Raw genomic sequence first — 24777 nt, forward strand, 5'->3', positions numbered from 1 at the left:
TCAGCGTTCGAGCCACTTCACCTCGTACCCGGCCATGTCGAACCGCTCGCCGTCGACCTTCGCGCTGATGGCGCGGTCCAGGGTGTTGACCACGAGGACGGCCTTGTCGTCGGCGAGGACGCGGACGTTGGGCCGGTCGTCGGCGGCGACCACCACCTTCCGGAACCTGGTGCCCGGCCCGAACTCCGCGCCGAACCGCTCGATGAGCTTCAGCATGGGCAGTCCGGTGCCGCCGTCCGCGCGCTGGGTGGGCGTCCACAGACAGCCCGCGCACCTGGCGCCCCTCTTCTGCGGGTTCCAGTAGAAGCCGCTGGTGGCGCCGCCCTTGGCCATGCTCATCAGGCCGGACGCATGGACGGCGACGCGGTGCTCCTCGGACCAGTCGTCGCGTTCGTCCTTGCTGTCGCCGGGCTCCACGTAGTACTCGGCCCACCACAGGGGCAGGTTTCCGGTGCGCTCACGGATCCACTTGCCCACGGCCGTGAACTTCTCGGTGGCCTTGAACTCGTCGGGCAGCATCTCGTCGTCCGCGGTGTAGCTGGAGCCGTCGACGACGACGAAGTCCGCGCCCTTCTTGTGCTCGTTCCAGTACTCAAAGGCGTCGAGGACGCGCTGGTCCATGCGGCCCCACGGCCCTTTCACCTGCGAGGCGTCGGTGGTCTGGCGCGGGTCGACGCTGTCCATCACGAGGTAGGGGCCGCCCACCATGATGTCCTTGTCGACCTTCTTGAGCTCCTGGTGGACGCGGTTGTACAGCTCGGTGTACCCCTCGTGGTCCCAGCGGCCCTCCGCGTCGTTCCAGAAGCCCTTGAACTCGTTCCAGACGATGAAGTGACGTACGTCCGGGTAGCGCTTGGCGACGGTCGCGGCGAGCTTCGCGAAGTCGTCGTAGTGCTCGCGGTCCGGCGCGGTCTCCAGGGCCTGCCGGCTCCAGTCGGTGCTGTCGACGCCCGGCTTGCCGCCCTTCATCCAGTCCGGGGCGCAGCACAGCGTGACGACGGGGACGCCCTCGCTCTCCCGGACGAAGTCGATGCGGCGGTCCATCTCGGAGAAGTCGTAGCGCCCCTCGACCGGTTCCGGGTTGCCCGCGCCCCAGCCCATGATGTGCTGGATCTGCGGGACGGGCCGCCGCTGGTCCGCGAGCCCGGAGCGGACGCGGTCGACCGCCTCGTCCTCGCCCTGGTCGGCGCTGTACTGGGTGTGGGTGAAGCCCCAGCCCACGGCCGATTCCGTGCTGTCGGGAGGGACGGCGGGCGTGCCGTGCACCTTGTCGCCGTCGGGCGTGGTGCCCGCGGTGCTGCCGTCGCCGGGCAGCGTGTTGACCAGAGTGATGACCAGGGCCAGAGCGGCCGCACCAATACCGAGCAGTGCGGTGAGCCTCCACCGCAGTGCTGTAGAAACCCACCCATGACGTCCCATCAGCGACGAGCGTATCGGCGTACCCGGATGGCGGGACAGGTTCCGGACACAGCTCGGTAACGGGCGCGGCGCCGGTCTGCCCTTCGGGGGCGGGGGAACACGCGGCGGAAACCGGGTGCACGGTGAGGCGTCCGTGCCGGATCATGTCGGCATGGCCAACCTCCACGACGCCCTGCCCATCAGGCTGAACGTCGATGACAGCGACTCCCCCTCGGATGTCGTGGACGCGCTGTTCCTCGGCCGCTTCACGACGGGCGAGCAGCCCTTCTCGCACAGCGTCACCATCGACCGCGTCAAGTCGGGTTCGACGCTGCTGCCCCCGGGGGCGGAGATCCTGCGGGCCGCCCGCGACGACGACCGCAGCGCGACGCTCGCCGAGGGCAGTGGCTGGACCCTGCTGGTCTCCCGCTGGAACCGCGGCGCCGACGTCACGGTGACGGCGACCAGCCAGGAGCTCGCGGAGAAGGTCCTGAAGCAGGCGACGGACGGCGCGCAGGACGAGCCGGAGCCGCAGCCGGAGGACGTGAGCATGGGGTTCTGGTACGTCTCGCCGCGGCGCGGCCCGTACCGCACGTCCCGGCAGATCTCGGCCGGTACGTGGGAGGAGGTGCGGCCCAACTACACGGCACCGGTCGCCGATGCCATGGACAAGCTGATGAAGACGGACCCCGAGGACATATCGGGCCGCCTGCTGCTCCTGCACGGCCCGCCGGGCACGGGCAAGACGTCGGCGCTGCGGACGCTCGCCCGCTCCTGGCGCGACTGGTGCCAGGTGGACTGCGTCCTCGACCCGGAGCGGCTCTTCAGCGACGTCGGCTATCTGATGGACATCGCGATCGGCGAGGACGACGGCACGGCGAAGGGCCGCTGGCGGCTGCTGCTCCTGGAGGACTGCGACGAGCTGATCAGGGGCGAGGCGAAGCACACGGCGGGCCAGGCGCTCTCCCGGCTGCTCAACCTCACCGACGGTCTCCTCGGTCAGGGCCGCAACGTCCTGGTCGGAGTCACGACCAACGAGGACCTGGAGCGGCTGCACCCCGCCGTGGTCCGCCCCGGCCGCTGTCTGGCCCGCATCGAGGTCGGCGCGCTGACCCGCCCCGAGGCGGTGGAGTGGCTCGGCACGGACGAGGGCGTGGGCCGCGAGGGGGCCACCCTCGCGGAGCTGTACGCGCTGCGGCGCGGCACGGCACCGACCTCGGTGCCGGAGCAGCGGGAGGACGCGGACTCGGGTCTCTACCTGTAGCCGCGGGCTACCGCGGGGTTCCGTACGCCGCCCGCAGGGCCTCCCGTACGGCGGCGAGCGCGTCCTCCTCGCCGAGGCCGAGCCGCCGGGACCGCTCGGCGAACGCCTGGGCCGCGGTGGACGCCTCTCGGGCGGCGGCGTCCCCCGCGGCGGCGACGAACGTGCCGTTGCGCCCCCGGGTCTCGACGACCCCGTCGGCCTCCAGGCTCCGGTAGGCCTTGGCGACGGTGTTGGCCGCGAGCCCCAGCTCCTGGGCGAGGCCCCGCACCGTGGGCAGCTTGTAGCCGACCGGCAGCGCCCCCGACCGTGCCTGCCCGGCGATCTGGGCCCGCACCTGCTCGTACGGCGCTGCGCTCGCGCCCCCGTCGATGTCGATCTGCAAAGTCACGGAAGCGATTGTCCCGCACGGCGCGGCCCCTCCCGCCCCCGGGCGGAAAATGGGAGGCCCCGGGCGCGGCGCGCGCGTACCGTGCGGCTCCATGACTGTGATCGTCCGTGCCCTGGACCCCAGCAGCGCCTCCGCCGCCGCGGACGCCGCGGGCTTCGCCGCCGTACGCCGGGCCTGTGTGCCCGCCATGCTCGCGACCCCCGAGTCGATCGCGTTCGACCGGGCGCGCTCCCATCCGGACGCGCACTACCGGCAGTTGATCGCCGAGTGCGACGGCGAGGTGATCGGCACGGCCCAGGTGGGCATCGCCCACGACAGCCCGGAGCCCGGCCAGGGCTTCGCCAACGTCTACGTCCACCCGGAGCGGCTGGGCGCCGGCGCCGGGACGCTCCTGCTGCGCACGGCCGAGGAGCACCTGGCGCACGCGGGGGCGCGGGCGGTCTACTCCTGGGTGCTCGACGAGCCCGCGAACCTCGCCTTCGCCGCCCGGCACGGCTACCGCGCGAGCCGCCGCGCGCACTTCCTCCGCCTCGATCTGGCCCACGGTTCGCTGCCGCCGCGCCGTGAGCCGCCCGCCGGGGTGGATCTGGTCAGCGGATCGGTGTACGCGGACGACGCGCGGCCCCTGTTCGCCCTCGACGCGGAGACCGTGGCGGACGAACCCGGTGACGTGGCCGCGGAGTTCACGGACTACGGGCACTGGCTCGCCGAGACCTGGCAGCACCCGCTGGTCAGCCAGGAGCTCACCACGGTGGCCCTGGTGGACGGCCGCCCCGCCGCGTTCAGCCTGGCCCGCACGGACGGCGCGGGCCGCTACGCGTCCGGCATGACGGGCACCGCGCGCGCCTTCCGCGGCCGCGGCCTCGCCAAGCTCGCCAAGAACGACTCCCTGCACCGCGCCCGCGCGGCCGGCTGCGCCGAGGCGTTCACCGGCAACGACGCGGACAACGGCCCGATGCTGGCGATCAACAAGTGGTTCGGTTACGAGATCTGCGCGACGGAGGTACGCCATGTCCGCGACTTCGGCTGACGACAGGGCCACGATGGTCGAGGTCGCCCTGGTCAAGGCGGGCACCACGAAGATCCGCTACCCGGCGCGGCTGCTCCACGACGACGGGAGGCACATCACGGTCCGCGCCCCCTGGGCGGCCCCCGGCGTCCGCGACTTCGGCTTCGTGCGCTTCGAGCCGGGCGACGTCTTCACCGAGCACTACTGGCGCGACCGCTGGTACGCGGTCAAAGAGGTGTACGCGGCCGACGGCACCCTGAAGGGCTGGTACTGCGACGTGACCCGGCCCGCCGTCCGCGAGGGGGCCGTCCTCACGGTGGAGGACCTGGACCTCGACCTGTGGTGCTCCGCGGACGGGACCGCCGTACTCCGCCTCGACGAGGACGAATTCGAGGAGAGCGGCCTGCGCGCGGCGGACCCCGGGGCGGCCGGCGCGGCGCTGCGCGCCCTGGATGAACTGGAGGCGCTGGCCCGTGGCGCGGGCCTTCGCCGCGCTCTCGAACAGGCGGCGCATTCGGGGTCTGGATCAGAAAGCGCGTCCACTTAGGTCTACGGACCGGCTTACGTGGACATCGGTAAGGCAGGGAGGCAGCCATGCGCCGAGTGACCATGCACAAGCCCGTGAGCAAAGCCGTCAGCCGTCGAGTGCGGGAACGCCAGGAGAATGAGGCCACCCCGCGCGAAAGGCCCGAGGTCCGCAAGGACGTCCAGCGGACCTGGTGGCCGGACGGGTGAGAGCCTGTGTCATAACCCCGGTCGGATCAGCGTGCGGCGTCTGGTGCGTGCGATCGCAAGGCGCCGGAGCGTCCTCGATGGGGGTCCCCCCAGGCCCTTCAGGCCTGGGGGAGGAGCTACTAGGACGTTTCGGCAACGCCGCATGGGGGTCCCCCCGCGCCGTTCAGGCGTGGGGGAGTGCGTGCCAGGCGTCGCGCGCCCGGCCGGGGTTATGACACAGGCTCTGAGACGCCCTCAGCCGCCGTGGAGCCGCTTGCGGTAGTGCACGCGGTCGTAGGGGCCGTCGAGGCGCCGCTCCACGAGGTCGTAACCGTAGCGGGGGTAGATCTTCTGGTTCTCCCACATCAACGCGTTGGTGTAGAGCCGGATCTCGCCGAGCCCCAGTGACCGTGCGTGGGCGTCCACGAAGGCGAGCAGCCGGCGGCCCACCCCCCGGCCCGCGGCGTCGGGGTGGACCGCGATCGACTCCAGGAAGAGATGGGCGTCCTCGCCCGGTGCGGTGACCGGGACGAGGACGAGCAGCGCGACGACCGGGTCCCCGGTCACGTACACCCGCCCCGCCGCCACATCGGCCGCGTGGTCGGCCTCCATCGGGGCGGGGCGGCGCCCGATGCGCTCGATGTAGGGGTGGTACGCCGCGTCCGTCACCGCTCGTACGGCGGGGATGTCGGCGGCGGTGGCGGGGCGGATGTCCGTGAACTGTTGTGTCGTCTCGGTCATGCCTCCACGTCTACGTCACGGCGGCGGGCCCGCACCAGCGCCTTCTTCAACAACGGCCAGGCCACGATCAGGACGATGAGGCCATAGACGGTGAGGGAGAACGGTGTGTCGACGAGGCCGCCGACGCTGCCGTCGCTGATCTGGAGGGCGCGGCGCAGCTGCTGCTCGGCGTTGGGGCCGAGGATGACGCCGATGACCGCGGGCAGGATGGGCAGCCCGTAGCGCCGCATGCCGAAGCCGATCAGGCCGATGACGAGCAGGATGACGACGTCGATGGGTTCGCCGCCGACCGCGTAGGCGCCGACCGCCGCGAAGAACAGGATGCCCGCGTAGAGGTAGGGCCGCGGGATGCGCAGCAGCTTCGCCCAGAGGGGGGCCAGCGGCAGGTTGAGGGCGAGCAGCAGCACCATGCCGACGAAGAGCGAGGCGATGAGGCCCCAGACGAGGTCGGGTTCGCGTTCGAAGAGCAGCGGGCCCGGCTGGATGCCGTACTGCTGGAAGGCGGCGAGCATCACGGCGGCGACGGCGGTCGTGGGCAGGCCGAGCGTCAGCATGGAGACGAGGGTGCCCGCGGCCGAGGCGGAGGCGGCCGACTCGGGGCCTGCGACGCCTTCGATGGCGCCCTTGCCCCACTCGTCCTTGTGCTTGGACAGGCGCTTCTCGGTGACGTAGGAGAGGAACGTCGGGATCTCCGCGCCGCCCGCCGGGATCGCCCCGAAGGGGAAGCCGATGAAGGGGCCGCGCAGCCAGGACTTCCAGGTGCGCCGCACATCCGCCTTGCCCAGCCAGGGGCGGCCCACGGGGATCGCCTCGCCGCCGGTGCGGCGCAGGTGCGCGGCGACCCAGAGGGCCTCGCCGATGGCGAAGAGGCCGACCGCGACGATCACCACGTCGATGCCGTCGGCGAGCTGGAGCGAGCCGAAGGTGAGCCGCTGCTGCCCTGTCATCTGGTCCAGGCCCACCAGGCCGATGGTGAGGCCGATGAGCAGCGAGGCGAGGCCCCGGATGCGGGAGGAGCCGAGGACCGAGGTCACGGCGATGAACGCGAGGACCATGATCGCGAAGTAGTCGGGCGCGCCGATGTCCACGGCGAGGTCGGCCACGGTCGGCGCGAGGGCGACGAGAAGGAGTGTGCCGATCATGCCGCCCGCGAAGTGCCCGATGGCGGCGGCCGCGAGGGCCTGCGCGCCCCGCCCCGCCCTGGCCATCGGATGGCCTTCCATGGCCGCGACGACGGCGGCGCTCTCACCGGGGGTGTTGAGCAGGATCGAGGTCGTCGAGCCGCCGAACATCGCTCCGTAGTAGATGCCGGCGAACATGATGAAGGCGCCGGTCGGTTCGAGGCCGTACGTCACGGGGAGCAGCAGGGCGACGGCCATCGCGGGCCCGATGCCGGGCAGTACGCCGATCGCGGTGCCCAGGAGCACGCCGACGGCGGCCCAGAGGAGGTTGATCGGGGTGAGGGCGGTACCGAAGCCGTCCATCAGGGAGTTGAAGGCGTTCATGTCACAGAACTCCCATCAGGGGACCGCCGGGCAGCGGAACGCCGAGCAGGTTGTTGAAGATCTCGTACGTGACCACGGAGAGCCCGGCGGCGATCAGCGGGTCGCGGCCGAGGTGGCGGCTGCCGAGGGCGTAGGCGGAGCCCCAGAAGAGCAGGGCGCCGGCGATGGGGAAGCCGAGCGGTTCGATGAGGACGGCGGTGGCGAGGAAGACGCCCGCCAGGAGCAGGACGGTCCGCCAGTCGGCCGGTTCGGACAGGTCGATGTCCTCGCCGCCCTCGGCCTCGCCGCGGCCGCCGCGCAGCACGTCGACGGCGAGCAGGACGGCGACGACGAGCAGCCCGATGCCGACGGCGATCGGCACGGTCCTGGGACCGATGGGGCCGCGCTGGGTGATCTCCACGTCCATGGTGAGCGCGTCGATGAGGACGATCGCGCCGAGGGCGAGCAGCAGGACGCTCACGCCGAGTTCGGAGTGCTCGCGCAGCCAGGAGCGGCGGGAGCGCACGTCGCCGCCTGCGGAGGTGGTGTCCGGGGAGCCACTGGAGGTGGCGTCGGGCGTGGTCACAGTCCCAGCTCCTTCAGCACGGACACCACACGCTTGTCCTGGGCGTCGAGGAAGTCGCCGAACTCGTCGCCGGCCAGGAAGGCGTCGTCCCAGCCGTTGGTCTTGAGGGACTTCTTCCACTCGGGCGAGGCGTGCAGCTTTCTGACGAGGGTGGTGAGCTTCTCGCGCTCGGCGTCACTGAGTCCGGGCGGGGCGACGATGCCGCGCCAGTTGGTGAAGTCCACGTCGTAGCCGGACTCCTTGAGGGTGGGCCCGTCCAGGCCCTTGACCCGCTTCGGTCCGGTGACGGCGAGGAGCCTGAGCTCCCCCGACTTGATCTGGTCCAGGTACTCGCCGACCCCGGAGACGCCGAAGGCGACCTTGCTGCCGAGGATGGAGGCGAGGAGTTCGCCGCCGCCGTCGAAGGGCACGTAGTTGACCTGCTTCGGGGCGATCCCGGCGGCGCGCGCCATCAGCATCGGGGCGAGGTGGTCGGGCCCGCCGGGCGAGGAGCCGCCGCCCACGGGCAGCTTGCCGGGGTTCTTCTTCCACGCCTCGATGAGCTGGTCGATGGTCTTGTACGGGGAGTTCTTGGCGACCACCACGACGTCCTGCTCCTCGGTGAGCCGGGCGATCGGCGTGGTGTCGCCGAGGCTCTTCGGGGAGTGGTTGGAGCGGGCTGCGCCGACGACACCGAGGCCCATGGACATGGCGAGCTTGCCGTTGCCGTGCTCGCCGACGAGGCGGGCCAGGCCGACGGTGCCGCCCGCGCCGGGCAGGTTGTACACCTCGATGTTGTGGGTGAGTCCGGCGTCCTCGGCGTTCTTCGCCGCGGTGCGGGCGGTGATGTCGTAGCCGCCGCCGGGCGTGTTGGGGACCATGAATCGCAGGCCGGGGATCTGTGTGCCGGTGTCGGAGCCGCTGCCCGCGGTGAGCAGTGGCGGCGCCACGAGCACGAGGAGGGCGGCCCCGAGCAGGGCGAGGGGTGTGCGCAGCCGCACGTGTGCCACCACCTGTCGGTACGTAGAGGGGGGCGCCGGGGGAAAGACGCCCAGGGGGACGGGGATGCGGGGATACGGGGATACAGGGATACGGGGATGTGAGGTGGCCCACATGTTGCCCGGGCGTTAACAACCTGTCTCTCTTCCGGAACCAACGGACGTTGTGGTCCTTGTGGTCGCGCCCATAGCCTGCGGCGATGACAAGGGTCCTGGTCGTGGACGACGACTTCATGGTCGCCAAGCTGCACAGCAGGTACGTCGCCACGGTGGACGGCTTCACGGTGGTCGGCGTCGCCCACAACGGGGCGGAGGCGGTCGGCGCGGCGGAGCGGCTCCGCCCCGACCTCGTGCTCCTCGACGTCTACCTGCCCGACATGGACGGCATCGCGGTGCTGCGGGAGCTGCGGGCCGCGGAGGAGCGCGACCCGGGGCGGCAGCCGGTGGACGCGCTGTTCATCACGGCCGCGCGGGACGCGGAGATCGTACGGGCCGCGCTGCGGGCGGGCGCCCTGCACTATCTGATCAAGCCGTTCAACCGGGCGGCGCTCCAGGAGCAGCTGCGGCACGTGGCGGCGGTGCGGGCGCGGCTCGACGGCCTCGCGGAGGCCCGCCAGGAGGACGTCGACCGCATCTTCGGCACTCGGCCGCCGGGCTCCCGCGGGCTCCCCAAGGGCCTCGCGGCGCACACCGCGGAGCTGGTCGAGCAGACGCTGCGCGACCACCCCGGCGGCCTCTCGGCCTCGGAGTGCGCGGCGGCCGGCGCCCTCTCCCGGGTCAGCGCCCGCCGCTACCTGGAGTTCTTCGTGGACACGGGGCGCGCGGACGTGACGCTGCGGTACGGGGGGACGGGGCGGCCGGAGCGGCGGTACCGGTGGGTGGGGTGAGCCGGGCTCGCTCCGAGCGGCCGGGCCGCCTGGCCTACCTCAGCGGCAGGTCGGCGAGCATGACGGCGTAGCGCGGGGAATCCGGGAAGGGCTGCCGCTCCCCGACCTTGCGGAAGCCCCAATTCTCGTACAGCGCTTGTACTCGCGGGTGCTCGATGTCGACGAGGAGGACTACGAGGTCCTCGTCCCGGTCATCCAGGAGAGCGCGGGACAGGGCGTCCGCCACACCCCGCTTTCGCATCTTCGGGTGAACGGCCAGCTCCGAGTAGGAGAAGGTCCGGGACTTCTCCGGGACCACGTCGAGAGCCTCGCGCCACCACTCGCGGCCCTCCACCGCAGGCGCTCCGTAGGCGAATCCCACAGCCTCGTCGTCCTCGTAAGCGATCACACAGGCGAAGTCGGGATTACCGCCCCAGTGGTCCACGAACCACGGAAACCTCTTCTTGAAGTCGTCGCGGTCAGGGCCCGCCGCTGCGGCATGCAGCTCGATGACTGTCTGGCGAATGGTCGCCAGATCGTCGTGTCCGAAGTAGCGGATGTCCAGGCCGACGGCGCTCAAAGTCGACTCCATTCGGCTCGGTATCGGTCGCCCCACTCTCGTGCGATCGAGGCGTCGGGCGCAACCATGATCAGATCCCGGTAGAAGTCACCGAGGAGAGAACGCATACGCCCGGGGATCGAGTGACCGGACATCTGCGTGAAGACCGTGGAAGCCGTGGTACACGCCTGGTCGACGTCGCACTGATGCAGCTGAGCCAGAGCGAGCCGAGTGGTGACCAGGGCCCGGTTCCTGCGGAACTGCTTCGGAATCGCCCCTAGGGCCTGGTAGGACGCAGCCTCGGAACCGGCGGCATCCCCGATCCGATCCCTCACGATGGCGGTCATGGCCATCAGCTCAGCCTGCCCGTAGAAGGAGATCCATGACGGCAGGGGGGCAACCGTTGTCACTTTGTCCAAACTCTCTTGGGCATATCCGAGAGAGCGCAGGGCGGCTTGGCGGTCGCCGAGGTTCGAGTGGCCGACGGCCGTACGGGCGTGGGCCAGCGAGCCGAAGAACGGCTGACGCCGGGCGATGGATGTCCCCTGGGCCGCGTACGCGGCATCCACAGCTTCGGCGTACTCGTCCCGATGGTGGGCGAGCATCGCGTACGAGTTCCAGACCCGCATCTCCGCGCCGGGATCTTTGGCCAGCCCGGCCAGGTACAGGGCGCGGCCGAGGAGCTCGGAGGCTCGGCCCATCCGCCGAGCGTCGATCGCGCTCCAGGCTGCCGCCGAGGTGTACCCGGCGGCAACGGAGAAGAGCTTTTGACGGATGCGCTGGGTGGCCCCGAGCTTCTGCTTGTCCAGGGCATCGGCGGCTCCGGCCAACGCGGCACGCTCCAGGGCTTCGTGGCCGCCCATGCTCTGGTCGACTTCCGTCAGGGCATCCAGCCCCATGCGGAGCCGGCTGACGTCGGAGGAGCCGACGCGGGGCGGGGCGCCGACGAGAGGAACAACCACGGCGGCTGTCGCGCCAGTGGTGGCGGTGAGGAAATTCCTGCGGTCCACGGGTGGCTCCGGTTCGCTGGCGGGACGACTCTGTCGGGCCGGTGGACTGAAGCCCAGACTTCCGGCCTTACAGCCGAACACCGCCTCTAACGCCTCGCGCTGCCGGAGGTGGGGCCATGTCGTCTTCCCGGTCACCCAGTTGCGCACCGTCCGGTCACCGACCGTGCCTTCGTGGCCCGCACGGATCAGCAGGGCATTCACCGCGTCGGCCAAGCCGACCTGCGTCAGGCCCCATTCCCGCATCGCGCTGCTGAGGCTTTCGTTCCCCTTCACGTACCCACGGTAGTGAACGGGACCTCGTCAGCAAGTGGTGTTCCTGTCGAAATTTCCGGTCGGACCGGAGACACGGCGAGCTGGTTCTTCCTTCCGCTGTCGAACGGGGCGTCGTTGACTGAATCAAGGCCGACGCTGCCTGGGGACACCACAGGCGGTTCACACACCCCACCCCATCGAGGTCCTGATGACTGTGACCGCTACGCCAAGCCCCACTGGACATCCCCGGTACTCCGAGATCCTCCCCAGGGAACCCGAGAGCGCCGCCGTCGCCCGCAGGCTCGTCCGTACCGCACTGTCCGCGTGGGGCCTGGAAACGCTGACCGATGACGCCACCGTGGTCATCACCGAGCTGGTCTCGAACGCGGCAGACCACGGCCGGCTCCCCCACATTCGCGTCATCGTCTCCCGCCCGGCCGAGGACCGGGTGCGCCTCGCGGTCGTCGACCGCTCCAAGGCTTTGCCGATGATGCGGACGGACGCGAACGGTGATCAGATCCGTGGCCGGGGCCTGCTACTCGTCGACGCCCTTACCGAGCGGTGGGGCACCGAGCTGTATCCGTGGGGCAAACAGGTCTGGGGCGAGATGCAGATGGGGGGAGAAGCGTGAAGACGTCGTCCGGCCGGCCGGGGTGGGGTATCAGGTTGAGCGGGCCGAACTCGTTCATGCAGGCCTTGTGCCGTCGCCGGCATGCCGCCGCAACCACGCCACCTCCATGGGCGTCAGATTCGGGTCATTCAGCTTCGCCCGGACCACCTCCTGCACCCGTCCCGCCGGGTCGGTCCGGCAGCCGCTGCGCATACCGCCCAGCAACAGCCCCCGCCCGAGGCGGGCGGCGAGCCCCGGCACGTCCGCACTGCCCACGGTCACCATGGTCATCGCCACATCGGCAGCCGGATCACCAGCGCCCGCATTGCACCAGTCGATCACTACCGGGCCCCGCGGGGTCAGAATGACGTTGCCTGGGTGCAGGTCCAAATGCAGCACCCGGTCACCATCTGCCGTGCTGAACCGCTTGGGCAGCCACTTTGGTGCCGGCAACGCATGCAGCCGGTCATGCAGGCGGCCCAGCTCCCGGCCGAGCGAGCCCACCCGCCATGGGCGCCGGGCCGGCACCTCCAGCATCGTCGGCCCGGCCAGCCGCTCAAGAACCATGTCGGTGTCGGTGATCTCGTACACCCGTGGCACCGGATACCCGCATGCCGCAAGGTGTGTCATCAAGCGCGACTCCAGACCGGTGGGTCCCCCGTGCCGGTATCGCCGCAGCACCCTGGACTCGTCCAATGCATACACATCAGCATCCCGGCCCTGCGCGATCAACTCCATGCGGTGCAGTCTGCATTGACGGCTCAGCCCTCGTCGACAGGGCGAACCTTGCCTGATGCGGAACTGGCTTCCTCTCTCACTGGCTGCTGCCCGGTCCGCGACGGACCTCCACGGATTGATCCGGAGCGGGCCATACGTCACGTACTGGTCAAGCCGGGGCTTATAGGCGGCCTGCCTCAGCCCCCGGTTAGCCCTCCCTTAACGCGGCCATAAGGATCGCCGTCACCCGCTCCCAGCAGGGGATTCCGTGGATTTCAGGGGCTAGTTTTCAACCCCCTGAACCACCGCCCGAGGAGAACCCGCATGTCCGCTCGTCGCAAGGTCACCGTGATCGCCGCCGCCGGTGTCGCCCCGTTGGCCCTGACCGCCCTCTCGGTCACGCCCGCCGCCGCGCACGGCTCGATGACGGACCCGGTCAGCCGGGTCTCGGCCTGCTTCCAGGAGGGCCCCGAGTCCCCGGACTCGGCCGCCTGCAAGGCCGCCGTCGCCGCCAGTGGCACCCAGGCCCTCTACGACTGGAACGGGGTGAACATCGCCAACGCCGCGGGCAAGTCGAAGGAGATCATCCCCGACGGCGAGCTGTGCAGCGCGGGCAACGACAAGTACCGGGGTCTTGACCTGCCGCGCGCCGACTGGCCCTCCAGCAAGCTCTCCGCGGGCGACCACACCTTCCGCTACAAGGCCACCGCCCCGCACAGGGGCTCCTTCGAGCTGTACGTCACGAAGGACTCGTACGACCCGTCGAAGCCCCTGAAGTGGTCGGACCTGGAGGACGAGCCCTTCGCCGAGGTCACCGACCCGAAGCTGGTCAACGGCGACTACGTCTTCGAGGGGAAGGTCCCGGCGAAGTCGGGCCGTCACCTCGTCTACTCGATCTGGCAGCGCTCGGACTCCCCCGAGGCCTTCTACACCTGCTCCGACGTCGTCTTCGGCGGACAGGACAGCGGCGGCTCGGCCGGCTCCGCCCCGGCCCCCGTCGCCTCCGCGCCCTCCGAGGCGGACATCGCCGCCGGTGCCGGCAAGTCGACGGTCGAGCACCACGGCCACGGTGACGACGACGCCAAGACGGGCGCCGGGGCCACCGCGCCCGCCCCGGCCGCCGAGGGCGGTGCCCCGCAGGCGTCCGGCAACGAGCCCGTGGCGAAGGGCGGCGCCGGGAAGCCCGTCACCGCCGCGGACGACAGCCTCGCCGAGACCGGCGGTGACGGCACCACCTCGTACATCGCGATCGGCGGGGCCGCCGCGCTGGCCGTCGGCGCCGCGGTGATGTTCACCACGGCCCGCCGCCGCGCCGCCGGACGCCACGGCCGCTGATCAGCCGGGCCGAGACGCGGAAGCCGCCCTCGGGGCGCTGGTGGCGAGGGCGTTGCGGGCCTCGGCGGGCCGGGTGGCGATGGCCCCGGGGCGGGCTACGCCGCCAGTGTTCCCGGCACGATCGCGCCGGGGCCGAACTTCGCCCGTGCCCGGTCGGCCACCTCCTCGATCCGGCGGGCCTTCTCGTCCGCCGGGTCGAACGTCAGCTGGTGGCTGGCGTGTTCGGCGGGCGCGAGGCCCTCGGCGCGCAGGGAGAGGGCGCGCACCCTGGCCCGCTGGAGGCCGAGCGCCTCGTACATGCGGTACGCGGTCACGGTCAGCGCCGTGGAGTGGGCGGTCGGCTCCGGCAGGGTCCTGGTCCGGGTGGTCGTGGAGCGGTCCGCGTACCGCACGGTGAGGGTCAGCGTGCGGCACACCTGGTCCTCGCCGCGCATCCTCGCGCCCAGTTCCTCGGCCCCGGAGAGCAGGGCGCGGCGGTGCCGGAAGGGGTCGAGCTCGTCGCGGGGGAAGGGCCGTTCGACGGCGAGCGAGCGCGCGGCGGAGTTCGGCACGACCTTGCCGCGGTCGATGCCCAGCGCCTTCTCGCGCAGCTCACGGCCCGCGCGGGCGCCGACGAGCCGTTGCAGGGTGGACAGGGGCGCGGCGCCGACCTTCCCGAGGGAGTCGAGGCCGTACTCGCAGAGGGCGCGGGCGGTGGCGCGGCCGATGCCGGGCAGCTCGACGACGGGCCGGTCGGCGAGGAACTCCCGTACGCCGTCGGGGCCCTCGGGCACCGCCCGGGTCACGCCGGGGGCGGCGCCGTGCGCGGCCATCCGGGCCAGCATGGGCCCTGGCCCGGCGCCGATCGCGCACTCCACCCCGTACAGCGCGAGTGCGCGTACGCGGATCAGCGCGGCGAGGTCGACGGCGCTCCGCCCGAAGTACCGCCGGGCGCCGCGCAGGTCCAGGAGCGCGGCGTCGGGCGGCAGCGCCTCCACCTGCGGGGTGAATTCGCCGAGCAGGCCCATCAGCTGGGGCAGCGCGGCCTCGTACATGGGCGTCAGGAGGAACCGCACGTAAAGGGTGCCGCCCTCGGCGTGCCGCCCGCTCCGCTCGGCCTGCCCGCGGCTCGCGGCCTGCCCGCGGCTCGTCCCGCTCATCCCGCGCTCCCCGGACTCTGGTGCCACAACTTCCTGCTGACGCCCGCGGGGCCCTCGCCCGGCGGGCGGAGGTCCGCCCAGGGGTTCAGCTGGAACCCCGTGGGCATCCGGATGCGCCGCGAGGTGGGCGCCGGGGCGGAGCCCGGACCGGCTCCCGGCTCGGCGCCCGGTTCGGTTCCCGGCCCGGCGCCCGGATCAGGGGCCGGTTCCGGCTCACGCCCGGGCTCGGGCTCCGCCAGCCGCCGCGCCACCGCCTCCAGGCCGCCCTCCTTCCGCAGCTCCACCAGCTCCGCCAGGTTCCACGCCGCCGCGCCCACCACACTGAAGCTGCGCGGGCCGCGGCGCTGCACCACGCCGCGGATGAGCAGCAGCCAGGAGTGGAAGACGGTGTGCGCGCACCGCTCGTGCGCGTCCTCGAAGAAGGCCAGGTCGACCAGGCCCGTGCCGTCGTCCAGGGTCGTGAAGATGACCCGCTTGCCGGAGCGGAGCGGCGGCGTCTGCGTGGCGGCCTTCGCGCCCGCGACCAGGATGGTCGTCCCGTCCTCGACCTCGCGCAGGCGCCGGGCGCTGAGCACGCCGAGCTCCGCGAGGAAGTCGCCGTGGTCGCTCATGAGGTGGCGCGAGGAGTCCATGCCGAGGACGCCGAGTTCGGCGCTGAGCCGCTCCGCGTCGTCGAGGTCGGGCAGCCCCGCCGACGCCGTGCCGCGCCCGCCGGCCAGCGGGAGCTGTCCCCCGGCGGTCCCCCGGGTGCCGCGCCGCAGCTCCGTCAGGTGCAGTTGCAGGTCACGCCGGTTGGCGCCGAACGCGTCGAGCGCGCCGACCTGGGCGAGCCGCTGGGCGACCGGTTTGGAGGGCCTCGCCCGCTCCCAGAAGTCGACGAGCGAGGCGTACGGCTGCCCCTCCGCGATCCGCTCGGCCTCGGCCTCGCTGATGCCGTGCACGTCGGAGAGGGCGAGCCGGAGCCCCCACGCCCGCCGAGGCTCGGACACCAGTTCGATACGGTGGGCGACCGCCGACCGGTTCACGTCCAGCGGCAGGATCGGCACCCCACGCCGCCGCGCGTCGGCGAGCAGCAGCCGCTTCGGGTACATCCCGGGGTCGTGCGTGAGCAGCCCGGCGTAGAAGGCGGCCGGGTGGTGGGCCTTCAGCCACGCCGACTGGTAGGTCGGCACGGCGAAGGCCACCGCGTGCGCCTTGCAGAAGCCGTAGGAGCCGAAGGCCTCGATGATCCCCCAGGTGCGCTCGATCGTCCCGGCGTCGTATCCCTTGGCCGCCGCGTGCTGCGCGTACCAGAGCCTGATCCGCCCCTGCGACTCCGGATCGGAGAGGCCGCGCCGCACCCGGTCGGCCTCGCCGCGTCCGCAGCCGGTCATGATGTCCACGATCTGGATGATCTGCTCGTGGAAGACGACGACGCCGCACGTCTCCTCCAGCGGACCCATCAGGTCCGGGTGCGGGTAGCGGGCGGGCGAACGGCCGTGCCTGGCCTCGATGAAGGGCCGCACCATGTCGGCCGCGACCGGTCCCGGACGGAACAGGGAGATGTCCACCACGAGGTCGTGGAAGGTCGAGGGCTGGAGGCGTCCGACCAGGTCACGCTGGCCCGGCGACTCGATCTGGAAGCAGCCGAGCGTCTCGGTGGACTGGATGAGCCGGTACGTCGCCGGGTCGTCCGGCGGTACCTGGCGCGGATCGTCGAGGTCCACGGAGTCGCCCGTGGCGCGCTCGACCTCCGCCACCGCGTGCGCCATCGCCGACTGCATCCGCACGCCGAGCACGTCCAGCTTGAGCAGGCCGAGGTCCTCGACGTCGTCCTTGTCGAACTGCGACATGGGCAGGCCCTCGCCGCTGGTGGGCACGGTGGGCGTGCGCGTGAGCAGCGAGGCGTCGGAGAGCAGCACGCCGCACGGGTGCATGGCGACGCCGCGCGGCAGCCCGTCCAGGGCCTCGACGAGGTCCCAGAAGCGCTCGTTGCCGCCCAGCTCCGCGGCGAGTTCCCGCAGTTCGGGCAGTTCGGCCATCGCGGTGCGGGCATCGCGCGCGCGGATGTGCGGGAAGGCCTTGGCGATCCGGTCGATGTCGGCCGGGTCCATGGACAGGGCGGCGCCCACGTCGCGTACGGCGTGCCGCACCCGGTAGGTCTCGGGCATGGCGACCGTCGCGACCCGCTCGGTGCCGAAGCGGTCGATGATCGCGCGGTAGACCTCGATGCGGCGGGCCGACTCGACGTCGATGTCGATGTCCGGCAGGACCGGCCGCCGCGTGGAAAGGAACCGCTCCATGAGCAGCCCGTGCTCGACGGGGTCGGCGTGCGCGATGCCGATGAGGTGGTTGACGAGGGACCCGGCGCCGGAGCCGCGCGCCGCGACCCGGATGCCCAGACCGCGTACGTCGTCGACCACCTGGGCCACGGTGAGGAAGTAGGAGGCGAAGCCGTGGTGGGCGATGATGTCCAGCTCCTGGTGCATCCGCTCCCAGTAGTCGCGCCGGGAGGCGTAGCCGCGCAGCACCATGCCCGCCGCGGCCCGCGAGGCGAGGACGCGCTGCGCGGTGCGGCGTCCTGCGCCGACCAGGTGCGGCTCGGGGAAGTACACGGAGCCGATGCCGATGTCGTCCTCGGGGTCGACCACGCACTCGGCGGCGGTCGCCCGGGTCTGTTCGAGCAGGCGGTGGGCGGTGTCGCGGCGGAACCCCGCGGCCTCGACGACCCGCTCGGCGACGCCCAGCATGGAGTCGGCGTCCTTCAGCCACCGCTCCCCGCCGTCGAGCTCCTTGGTCGGGTCGACGGGGACGAGGCGGCGGGCGGCGTCGAGGACGTCGGCGACGGGGCCCTGCCCGGGGTCGGCATAGCGCACGGCGTTGCTCAGGACGGGCCGCACCCCCTGCTCGGCGGCGAAGCCGACGGTGCGCGCGGCGAGGCGGAGCGATCCCGGGCCCGTGCCCTCGCGGCCGTGCCAGACGGACTCCAGGCGCAGCGCGTCGCCGTACCGCTCGCGCCAGGGTGCCAGGAGCCGGGCGGCCCGGTCGGGGCGGCCCGCGGCGAGCGCGCGCCCCACGTCGGAGGCGGGGCCGAGCAGCACGGTCAGGCCCTCGCCGTGGTTCTCGTCCCACGGCAGGACGGGCTGCCCGTCGGGGGCGCGGTGCGCCTCGGTGATCAGGCGGCAGAGCGCGGCCCAGCCGGTGGCGCCGTCGCGGGCGAGGAAGGTCACACGCGGGGTCGACTCATCGATGAAGGCACCTCCGCGCACGGGGGCCCGCCGCCGCTCGCCCCTGGCGGGCGCGGGAGCGCCCACCGCGAGTTCGGCCCCGAACAGCGGCCGGATGCCTGCCTTCGCGCAGGCCTTGGCGAACCGGACGGCGCCCGCGACGCTGTCCCTGTCGGTGAGCGCGAGGGCGTCCATGCCCCGCTCGGCAGCGCGCTCGGCGAGCCGCTCCGGGTGCGAGGCGCCGTACCGCGGGGAGAACCCGGAGACGGTGTGCAGATGCGTGAAACCGGGCACACGCACCTCCTGTAACCCTGAACCGAACCGTTTCCGTATCCCCCGCCTCCACCATAGACCAAGTTTCGAACGCATGTACGACACGCGTCCCCGGGCCCCCTCTCAGCGCTCCCCGTATCGTCCGTTCGGCCCAGCCCACCTGCGGAAACGACCGGCACCCCGGAGCGTTGAGGCATGAGGTTCGCCGATGAGTTCAAGAGCGCCGTCACCCCCCGAGCAGCCCTGCTCGTCATCGGCGTACTCGCCCTACAGCTCCTGTTCATCGCCTCCTACGTGGGAGCGCTGCACGACCCGAGACCCAAGGACGTGGCCTTCGGGGTGGTCGCCCCGGGGAAGGCGGCCGAGCAGACGGCCGACCGGCTGCGGAAGCTGCCCGGGAAGCCGCTCGACCCGCGCACGGTCAAGGACGAGGCGGCGGCCCGGCACAAGATCATGAGCCGTGAGCTCGACGGCGCCCTGGTCGTCGACCCGCGCGGCACCACCGACACCCTCCTGGTCGCCTCCGGCGCGGGCACCGCCCTCTCCAGGACCCTGACCACGATCACCACCGAGGCCGACGCGGCACAGGAGCGCACGGTGAAGACCGTCGACGTGGCCCCGGCATCGGACCAGGACTTCAACGGGCTCTCGTCCTTCTACCTGGTCGTCGGCTGGTGCGTCGGCGGCTATCTGTGCGCGTCGATCCTGGCGATCAGCGCGGGCTCCCGGGCCTCCAACCTGCCGCGCGCGGTGCTCAGGCTCGGCACCATGGCGCTCTACTCGATCGTCGGCGGCCTCGGCGGCGCGGTCATCATCGGGCCCATCCTCGGCGCCCTGCCCGGCAGCGTCATGGGGCTGTGGGGCCTCGGCGCCCTGGTGATCTTCGGGGTGGGCGCGATCACGCTCGCCCTCCAGGCGCTCACCGGCATCGTGGGCATCGGCCTGGCCGTCCTGCTCGTCGTCATCGGGGGCAACCCGAGCGCCGGCGGCGCCTTCCCGCTGCCGATGCTGCCGCCCTTCTGGAAGGCGATCGGGCCCTGGCTACAGCCGGGCGCGGGCACCTGGACCGCCCGCTCCATCGCGTACTTCGAGGGCAACGCGATCACCTGGCCCCTGCTCGTGCTCGCCGGCTGGGCACTCGTGGGCACCGTCGTGACCCTCGCCCTGTCCGCCCGCCGCAGACCTCGGTCCGGCTCGGTCGACCTCAGCGGCACGAACTACGGCAAGAGCCTCGCGTAGCGCCCTGCCCGGACAGCGCGCACGAAAGAGCCCCGCCCCCGGTCAGACCGGGGGCGGGGCGCCCTGCTTTCGCTTTCCGCGAGGTCAGCCGATCTCCGCCCCGTAGGCGCTCAGCGCCTCCGGCACCGGCTGGAAGAACGTCTCGCCGCCGCTGCCGCAGTCTCCGCTGCCGCCGGAGGTGAGGCCCAGCGCGGTGTCACCGGCGAAGAGCGCGCCGCCGCTGTCACCGGGCTCGGCGCAGACCGTGGTCTGGATCAGGCCGTCGACCTGACCCTCCTGGTAGTTCACCGTGGCGTCCAGCGCGGTGACCTCACCGTCGTGGACCTGGGTGGTGCTGCCGCTGCGCGTCACCGTCTGCCCGACCGTGGCATCCCCGGCCTTGCTGATCGCCTGGGTGCCGCCGTCGTAGAGGTTCACCTCGCTGGGGTGCGGGACGTCGGCCGTGTACTTCACGATCGCGTAGTCGTTGCCCGGGAAGCTCGACTCCTGGGTGGCGCCGATCTCCTGGCCGCCCTGCGAGTCGGACCAGCTCTTCACCGCGTTGCCGCAGTGACCGGCCGTCAGGAAGTACGGCTCGCCGCCCTTGACGACGTTGAAGCCGAGCGAGCAGCGCGAGCCGCCCCCCCAGATCGCGTCGCCGCCGGCGATGAAGGCCTTGTACTCGCCCTTGCTGTGCTTCAGTTCGGCCTTGCCGCCGAGCTCCTTCACGATCGCGCCGACCTTGTCGAGCTCGGCGCCCTTGACCGTGCGGTCCGCCGTGACGACCACCTTGTTGGTCGCCGGGTCCATCACCCATGAGGTGCCGGGGACGGCCGCCTTCTCGTCGAGCGTCGCACGGGCGCTCTTCAGCTCGGCCAGGGAGTTCTGGACGATTCTCGCCTTGCCGCCCGCCGACTCGACGGCGTCGGCCGCCTGCTCGTCCAGCACGTTCACGACCAGGGCCTTCGCCTTGGCGTCGTAGTACGTGCCCGCGGCGTCCGCGCCGAGGTCCTTGGTGAGGGCCGAGGCCAGCTTTCCGGCCTTGGCGACCGAGAGGACGTCCGGGGTGGGGTCCGCCGCGTTCTCGCTCGCGTTCGCGGTCTGGAAGGTGACTCCCGCGGCGACCAGCGCGGCGATGCCCGCGCCTGCCACGGCTACACGCCGCTTGGGTATGCGTCGGTGCTTCAAAACTCACGACCTCCTGTGGGGGGAACGACCCGTCGGGCGTGGGGGCCTGACGGATCGCAGGGCATACGCGGGCATGGAACCGCCACGCTGAAAGAGCCGCGTCCATGCCAACTTGGCCACGCCCACTATCCCGACGCTTTCCGGTCGCACACAAGGTCTACTTCAGGACGCGCACGCCGCAACCGCTGTGCGCCCCCGCGCCCCTGAGTGATCCGGGTCCCACCACGTGGGCCGTCTCGGCGCATACCGCGTGGTGGAGAGGGGTCATCAGCCTGTGAGGACTAGTCCTGTCCGGTTCTCGCCCCTCCGGAGCGCCCGGCTCTCCGGCTTCCGCACTTCCCGTTCCGGAATCCGGCGGCTGCGGCAGAACAGCCCAACAGCCGCAGCGGGAGTGCGGCGCGGGAGAGAGCGAGCCCCCGCCCGGAACACCGGGCGGGGGCTCATCCTGCTGCTGGCTGCGGTCTCACCTGCGGTGCGCGGCCCTTGGGGGCCCCGCCCGGTCAGTAGACGCTGACGTTGTACGCGCGCAGTGCCTCGGTGACCGGCTGGAAGAAGGTCGTGCCGCCGGAGGAGCAGTTGCCGCTGCCGCCGGAGGTCAGACCCAGCGCCGTCGAACCCGCGTACAGCGGGCCGCCGCTGTCGCCCGGCTCGGCGCAGACCGTGGTCTTGATCATGCCGTAGACGACGTCGCCGCCGCCGTAGTTGACGGTCTGGTTGAGCGCGGTGACCCGGCCGGTGTGCGTGCCGGTGGTGGACCCGCGGCGGGTGACGTTCTGCCCGACCGTGGCGTCGGCGGCGCTTGTGATGTCCTGGCTGCCCACCGTGCCGGACTTGGTCACCGAGCTGTTGGTGTACCTGACGATGCCGTAGTCGTTCGTCGGGAAGCTGGACCCGGACGTCGTGCCGAGCACGGTGGTCCTCGCCGAGTTGGACCACCACGTGCTCGCGCCGTCGGTGCAGTGCCCGGCGGTCAGGAAGTAGTAGGTGCTGCCGTTGCGCACGTTGAACCCGAGCGAGCAGCGCCCGGTGCTCGAATAGATGGCGTCGCCACCCGAGATGTACTTCTGGAACTTGCCCGGGGTGCGCTCGATCTTCAGGGCGTCCGCGTTGGACCCCGCGGCGGCCTTCAGTTCGGCGATCTCGGCCTTGGAGACGGTGCTGTCGGCGGTGACGACGACCTGCTTCGTCCTCGGGTCCACACCCCAGGAGGTGCCCGCGACATCGGCGTCGAGAACGGCGTCGCTCGCCTGCTCCAGCTGTGAGGCGCTGAAGGTGGTCGTGCCGTCGTGCGCGCTGGCCGCGGGTACGGCGAGTGCTCCCGCGGCGACGATTCCGGTGGCCACGGCGAGCAGACGGGTGTGTCTCGCTATGCCGGAGGTGGTGCGCTTGATCCTCACGTTTGTTCCTCCCGAGGGAAGTCAGTGGGTCCGTGTGGGTTGGGGACCCGTGAGGCGCAGCCGAAGAGCGGGCTCGGTTCCGCGTACGCCGTGCTCCCGGCAAGCGCTGCTCGGGAGTATTGGGGGGTGGTGTCCGGCCGCACAAGGGCGCCTTTCGGCCGAGGCGGGTACGGGTTCCGCCGCCCGCCGCGGCCACTGTGACCAGGGCCTACCGGACCGCGGGAAGGGGCTGACGTCGTCAGGGGGCTTGCGCGTCCCGCCGGGCGGCGCACGTGACGGCGCCCCGCCGGGGGCCTCGCCGCACACCCCAGGACTGTCCAGAATTGAACCATCCGGATGCAGCGCGAGCGCCCCCGCGGGGCGTGCGGTGCCAGAACGCCGGGTGCGCGCTACAGGCCGCAGTCGCAGCAGCCGCAGCACTCACAGCAGTCGCAGTTGTTGCAGCAGCCTTCGCGCTTCTTGCGGGACCACGGGCCCTCGTACTCGTCGGCGCAGCACATCTTGCAGGTGCAGCAGAGGCCGATGGCCACGGCGCACCCCGCCCAGAAGCCCCGTTTGCCCGGCTTGGGCGGCTGCGGTTCGAAGCCGTGCCCGCCACCACCGAAGCCACCGGGACCGCCGGGGCCACCGGGACCGCCGAAGCCGCCAGGACCACCCGGGCCGCCGGGCATGTCGCCGCCGTACGGGTTCCCGCCCCCGTACGGGTTGCCGTTGCCGCCCCCGTACGGATTCTGCCGGCCGTACGGGCCCCCGGCCGGCGGCCCGTAGGGACCGCCCTGCTGCGGCGGCCCGAAGGAGCCCTGCTGATCTGCCGTCATCTGGTGCGTGTGGCCGCAGGCCTCGGTGCCGAAGGCGCGGTCGACCGAGCGGCGCAGCTCGTGCGCGAGGAGGACGTGCACCAGCTTGCCGTCGGTGAATTCCGCGTCGCGCAGCGCGAGGCGGATGCCGTGCAGCGCGTCGTCGGCGAGGCGCCGTGCCTCCGCGAGGGACGTGCCGGTCGCGGCGAGCGGGTTCCACCCACCCGACGCGGCGTCCGCCTCCCTGTCCTCCACGGCGTCGAGCAGATGCGCCAGGCGGCCGAAGAGCCGCCCCGCCTCGGCGAGCGGCTCCACGTTGCCGGGCCGCCCGGCGAGCAGGGCGGTGTGCGCGAAGGCCGCCGCGGTGGCCGTCTCGGTCGGCTCGGTCACCGCGAGGAGCGAGGTGCCGGGGCCCGCCAAGGCCTCGATCCCGGCCTGCCGTTCGACGGCGTCGAGCAGGACCGCCGTGTCGAACCCCACGTCGGCGCCGGTCCGCGCGCCCGCCTTGTCCCAGCTCCTGGCCACGCGCCGGGCGGCGACCGCCACCGGTCGGCGGGCGAGGAGCCCGTCCCCGTCGATGACGTGGTCGCGGACCTTCGCCGAGGCGAGCACCAGCGAGACGGCGGCGGCCAGGCGCGCGCCCTCGCCCCGCGCCACGGACGCCGTCCGCATCCCGCGCAGCGGACAGGGCCCCGCGGTGCGCCGCCCGCCGTCCCCGCGCTCGGCCTGAGCCTCCGTCAGGACCGAGATGATCAGACCGTCGTAGTTCGTGACGACCCGGGCGAACTGCCCGTGGTCACCGCGGAGCGCGAGGCAGAGGCCGCACAGATGGGCCATCCACTGCGCCTTGAGTCCGTCACCGAGACGGTGGGTGCAGGGCCTGACTATTCCGAACAAAACGACTCCCCCGAGTGGCCCGAGCTGATGATCCGGCGATCTCGGGGCATCGTAACGAGGAAGGCGTTCACCCGGACGCACTCGCCGTCACCCGTACGCCGGGAGAAATCATATTTCACTCTCTGTCAGCAGCCGTACGCGGCGGGACCCTTAAGTACCACGTGCGTCGGTGTGTTGACTCTGCACCAGTACCGTCACGAAAACCCCGCGCGGCGACTATCCACTTGGCGCAGCATCCGCATCATGGACGACGATAGGAACGCGGAAAGCAGGGAAACCGCTGCGAGAGGAGGCGTCCATGGGATCGGTGCGCAAGGCGAGTGCCTGGCTGGGCCTCGTCGACGACAACAACGACGAGCGTTACTACGACGACGGCTACGAAGACGACCGGGCCGAGGGGCCCGACCAGCCGGAGGCCTGGGTGACCGACCCGCGCGTGCGGGTGGCGGACGAGAAGGCCCAGGAGCAGGAGCGCCGCATCGGGACGGTGACCCCGAACAGCTTCCGGGACGCCCGCGGCATCGGTGAGATGTTCCGGGACGGCGTCCCGGTCATCATGAACCTCACGTCCATGGACCCCACCGACGCCAAGCGCGTGGTCGATTTCGCGGCCGGTCTCACCTACGGCCTGCGCGGTTCGATCGAGCGCGTGGCGACGCGGGTCTTCCTGCTGACCCCCGCCGACACGCACATCGTCAACGGCGAGGCGTCGAGTCGCCCCTCGGACGGATTCTTCAACCAGAGCTAGTGGG

General features: G+C 71.9%; 23 protein-coding genes. 9 read left to right on the top strand and 14 right to left on the bottom strand.

Annotated features, from left to right (window positions below; genetic code table 11):
- Entirely contained in the window at positions 1 to 1419 is a 1419-nt protein-coding gene (locus tag ACRAKF_RS09500; RefSeq protein WP_447036496.1) for a GH39 family glycosyl hydrolase, read from the bottom strand.
- Between the two features lie 151 nt (positions 1420 to 1570).
- Between ACRAKF_RS09500 and ACRAKF_RS09505 the strand changes: the two genes are divergently transcribed.
- Positions 1571 to 2662, top strand: a complete 1092-nt coding sequence (locus tag ACRAKF_RS09505; protein WP_447036497.1) for a DUF5925 domain-containing protein — start codon at positions 1571 to 1573, stop codon at positions 2660 to 2662.
- Positions 2663 to 2669: 7 nt separating this feature from the next.
- Here ACRAKF_RS09505 and ACRAKF_RS09510 read toward each other — a convergent pair whose 3' ends face one another.
- Entirely contained in the window at positions 2670 to 3050 is a 381-nt protein-coding gene (locus ACRAKF_RS09510) for a GntR family transcriptional regulator (protein WP_447036498.1), read from the bottom strand.
- Positions 3051 to 3141: 91 nt separating this feature from the next.
- Between ACRAKF_RS09510 and ACRAKF_RS09515 the strand changes: the two genes are divergently transcribed.
- The 3 genes from ACRAKF_RS09515 to ACRAKF_RS09525 are packed head-to-tail and all read left to right on the top strand — an operon-like array spanning position 3142 to position 4794.
- Positions 3142 to 4080: an N-acetyltransferase family protein gene (locus ACRAKF_RS09515; RefSeq protein ID WP_447036499.1), complete on the top strand. Its 939-nt coding sequence runs from the start codon at positions 3142 to 3144 to the stop codon at positions 4078 to 4080.
- A complete protein-coding gene (locus tag ACRAKF_RS09520; RefSeq protein WP_447036500.1) occupies positions 4061 to 4606 on the top strand; it encodes a DUF402 domain-containing protein in 546 nt (181 codons plus the stop codon). The genes ACRAKF_RS09515 and ACRAKF_RS09520 overlap by 20 nt, the downstream gene beginning before the upstream one ends.
- Positions 4607 to 4653: 47 nt before the next feature.
- Positions 4654 to 4794 carry a hypothetical protein gene (locus ACRAKF_RS09525; RefSeq protein WP_447036501.1) on the top strand — a complete coding sequence of 47 codons (141 nt, stop codon included), beginning with the start codon at positions 4654 to 4656 and terminating at the stop codon, positions 4792 to 4794.
- 234 nt (positions 4795 to 5028) lie between these two features.
- Here ACRAKF_RS09525 and ACRAKF_RS09530 read toward each other — a convergent pair whose 3' ends face one another.
- The 4 genes from ACRAKF_RS09530 to ACRAKF_RS09545 are packed head-to-tail and all read right to left on the bottom strand — an operon-like array spanning position 5029 to position 8564.
- On the bottom strand, positions 5029 to 5514 hold the full coding sequence (locus ACRAKF_RS09530) for a GNAT family N-acetyltransferase (protein ID WP_447036502.1): 486 nt from the start codon (positions 5512 to 5514) through the stop codon (positions 5029 to 5031).
- Positions 5511 to 7019, bottom strand: coding sequence for a tripartite tricarboxylate transporter permease (locus ACRAKF_RS09535; protein WP_447036503.1), 1509 nt, complete (start codon positions 7017 to 7019; stop codon positions 5511 to 5513). Before ACRAKF_RS09535 ends, ACRAKF_RS09530 begins: the two co-directional genes overlap by 4 nt.
- Position 7020: 1 nt before the next feature.
- Positions 7021 to 7524, bottom strand: a complete 504-nt coding sequence (locus ACRAKF_RS09540; RefSeq protein ID WP_447041896.1) for a tripartite tricarboxylate transporter TctB family protein — start codon at positions 7522 to 7524, stop codon at positions 7021 to 7023.
- A 56-nt stretch (positions 7525 to 7580) separates the two neighbouring features.
- A complete protein-coding gene (locus tag ACRAKF_RS09545; RefSeq protein WP_447041897.1) occupies positions 7581 to 8564 on the bottom strand; it encodes a Bug family tripartite tricarboxylate transporter substrate binding protein in 984 nt (327 codons plus the stop codon).
- A gap of 197 nt (positions 8565 to 8761) precedes the next feature.
- Here ACRAKF_RS09545 and ACRAKF_RS09550 point away from each other — a divergent pair, with 197 nt between their 5' ends.
- On the top strand, positions 8762 to 9448 hold the full coding sequence (locus ACRAKF_RS09550; protein ID WP_447036504.1) for a response regulator: 687 nt from the start codon (positions 8762 to 8764) through the stop codon (positions 9446 to 9448).
- A gap of 34 nt (positions 9449 to 9482) precedes the next feature.
- Here the strand turns inward: ACRAKF_RS09550 and ACRAKF_RS09555 are convergent, their stop codons facing one another.
- Both ACRAKF_RS09555 and ACRAKF_RS09560 read right to left on the bottom strand, forming a co-directional pair.
- Positions 9483 to 10007: a GNAT family N-acetyltransferase gene (locus tag ACRAKF_RS09555; protein WP_447036505.1), complete on the bottom strand. Its 525-nt coding sequence runs from the start codon at positions 10005 to 10007 to the stop codon at positions 9483 to 9485.
- The gene (locus tag ACRAKF_RS09560; RefSeq protein ID WP_447036506.1) at positions 10004 to 11269 is read right to left on the bottom strand and encodes an XRE family transcriptional regulator; all 1266 of its coding nucleotides are present in this window, start codon (positions 11267 to 11269) and stop codon (positions 10004 to 10006) included. Before ACRAKF_RS09560 ends, ACRAKF_RS09555 begins: the two co-directional genes overlap by 4 nt.
- Positions 11270 to 11456: 187 nt before the next feature.
- On the opposite strand from ACRAKF_RS09560, the gene ACRAKF_RS09565 reads away from it, so the two are divergent.
- The gene (locus tag ACRAKF_RS09565) at positions 11457 to 11879 is read left to right on the top strand and encodes an ATP-binding protein (protein ID WP_447036507.1); all 423 of its coding nucleotides are present in this window, start codon (positions 11457 to 11459) and stop codon (positions 11877 to 11879) included.
- Between the two features lie 54 nt (positions 11880 to 11933).
- On the opposite strand, the gene ACRAKF_RS09570 is transcribed toward ACRAKF_RS09565, so the two are convergent.
- Complete coding sequence (locus tag ACRAKF_RS09570; RefSeq protein ID WP_447036508.1) at positions 11934 to 12596, bottom strand: phosphotransferase; 663 nt, start codon at positions 12594 to 12596, stop codon at positions 11934 to 11936.
- A gap of 303 nt (positions 12597 to 12899) precedes the next feature.
- Here ACRAKF_RS09570 and ACRAKF_RS09575 point away from each other — a divergent pair, with 303 nt between their 5' ends.
- Positions 12900 to 13910, top strand: coding sequence for a lytic polysaccharide monooxygenase auxiliary activity family 9 protein (locus ACRAKF_RS09575; RefSeq protein WP_447036509.1), 1011 nt, complete (start codon positions 12900 to 12902; stop codon positions 13908 to 13910).
- 95 nt (positions 13911 to 14005) lie between these two features.
- Here ACRAKF_RS09575 and ACRAKF_RS09580 read toward each other — a convergent pair whose 3' ends face one another.
- A complete protein-coding gene (locus ACRAKF_RS09580; protein WP_447041898.1) occupies positions 14006 to 14944 on the bottom strand; it encodes a DNA polymerase Y family protein in 939 nt (312 codons plus the stop codon).
- 101 nt (positions 14945 to 15045) lie between these two features.
- A complete protein-coding gene (locus tag ACRAKF_RS09585; protein WP_447036510.1) occupies positions 15046 to 18549 on the bottom strand; it encodes a DNA polymerase III subunit alpha in 3504 nt (1167 codons plus the stop codon).
- Between the two features lie 174 nt (positions 18550 to 18723).
- Here ACRAKF_RS09585 and ACRAKF_RS09590 point away from each other — a divergent pair, with 174 nt between their 5' ends.
- Positions 18724 to 19767, top strand: coding sequence for a DUF3533 domain-containing protein (locus tag ACRAKF_RS09590; protein WP_447036511.1), 1044 nt, complete (start codon positions 18724 to 18726; stop codon positions 19765 to 19767).
- Positions 19768 to 19851: 84 nt separating this feature from the next.
- Here the strand turns inward: ACRAKF_RS09590 and ACRAKF_RS09595 are convergent, their stop codons facing one another.
- From ACRAKF_RS09595 to ACRAKF_RS09605, 3 genes are all read right to left on the bottom strand, one after another.
- Positions 19852 to 20934 carry a S1 family peptidase gene (locus ACRAKF_RS09595; RefSeq protein ID WP_447036512.1) on the bottom strand — a complete coding sequence of 361 codons (1083 nt, stop codon included), beginning with the start codon at positions 20932 to 20934 and terminating at the stop codon, positions 19852 to 19854.
- A gap of 500 nt (positions 20935 to 21434) precedes the next feature.
- On the bottom strand, positions 21435 to 22331 hold the full coding sequence (locus tag ACRAKF_RS09600) for a S1 family peptidase (protein ID WP_447036513.1): 897 nt from the start codon (positions 22329 to 22331) through the stop codon (positions 21435 to 21437).
- A gap of 389 nt (positions 22332 to 22720) precedes the next feature.
- Entirely contained in the window at positions 22721 to 24025 is a 1305-nt protein-coding gene (locus ACRAKF_RS09605; protein WP_447036514.1) for a DUF5685 family protein, read from the bottom strand.
- Positions 24026 to 24323: 298 nt separating this feature from the next.
- On the opposite strand from ACRAKF_RS09605, the gene ACRAKF_RS09610 reads away from it, so the two are divergent.
- Positions 24324 to 24773 carry a cell division protein SepF gene (locus tag ACRAKF_RS09610; protein WP_447036515.1) on the top strand — a complete coding sequence of 150 codons (450 nt, stop codon included), beginning with the start codon at positions 24324 to 24326 and terminating at the stop codon, positions 24771 to 24773.
- The last annotated feature ends 4 nt before the right edge of the window (positions 24774 to 24777 follow it).

Source organism: Streptomyces sp. DSM 118878 (assembly GCF_052936595.1).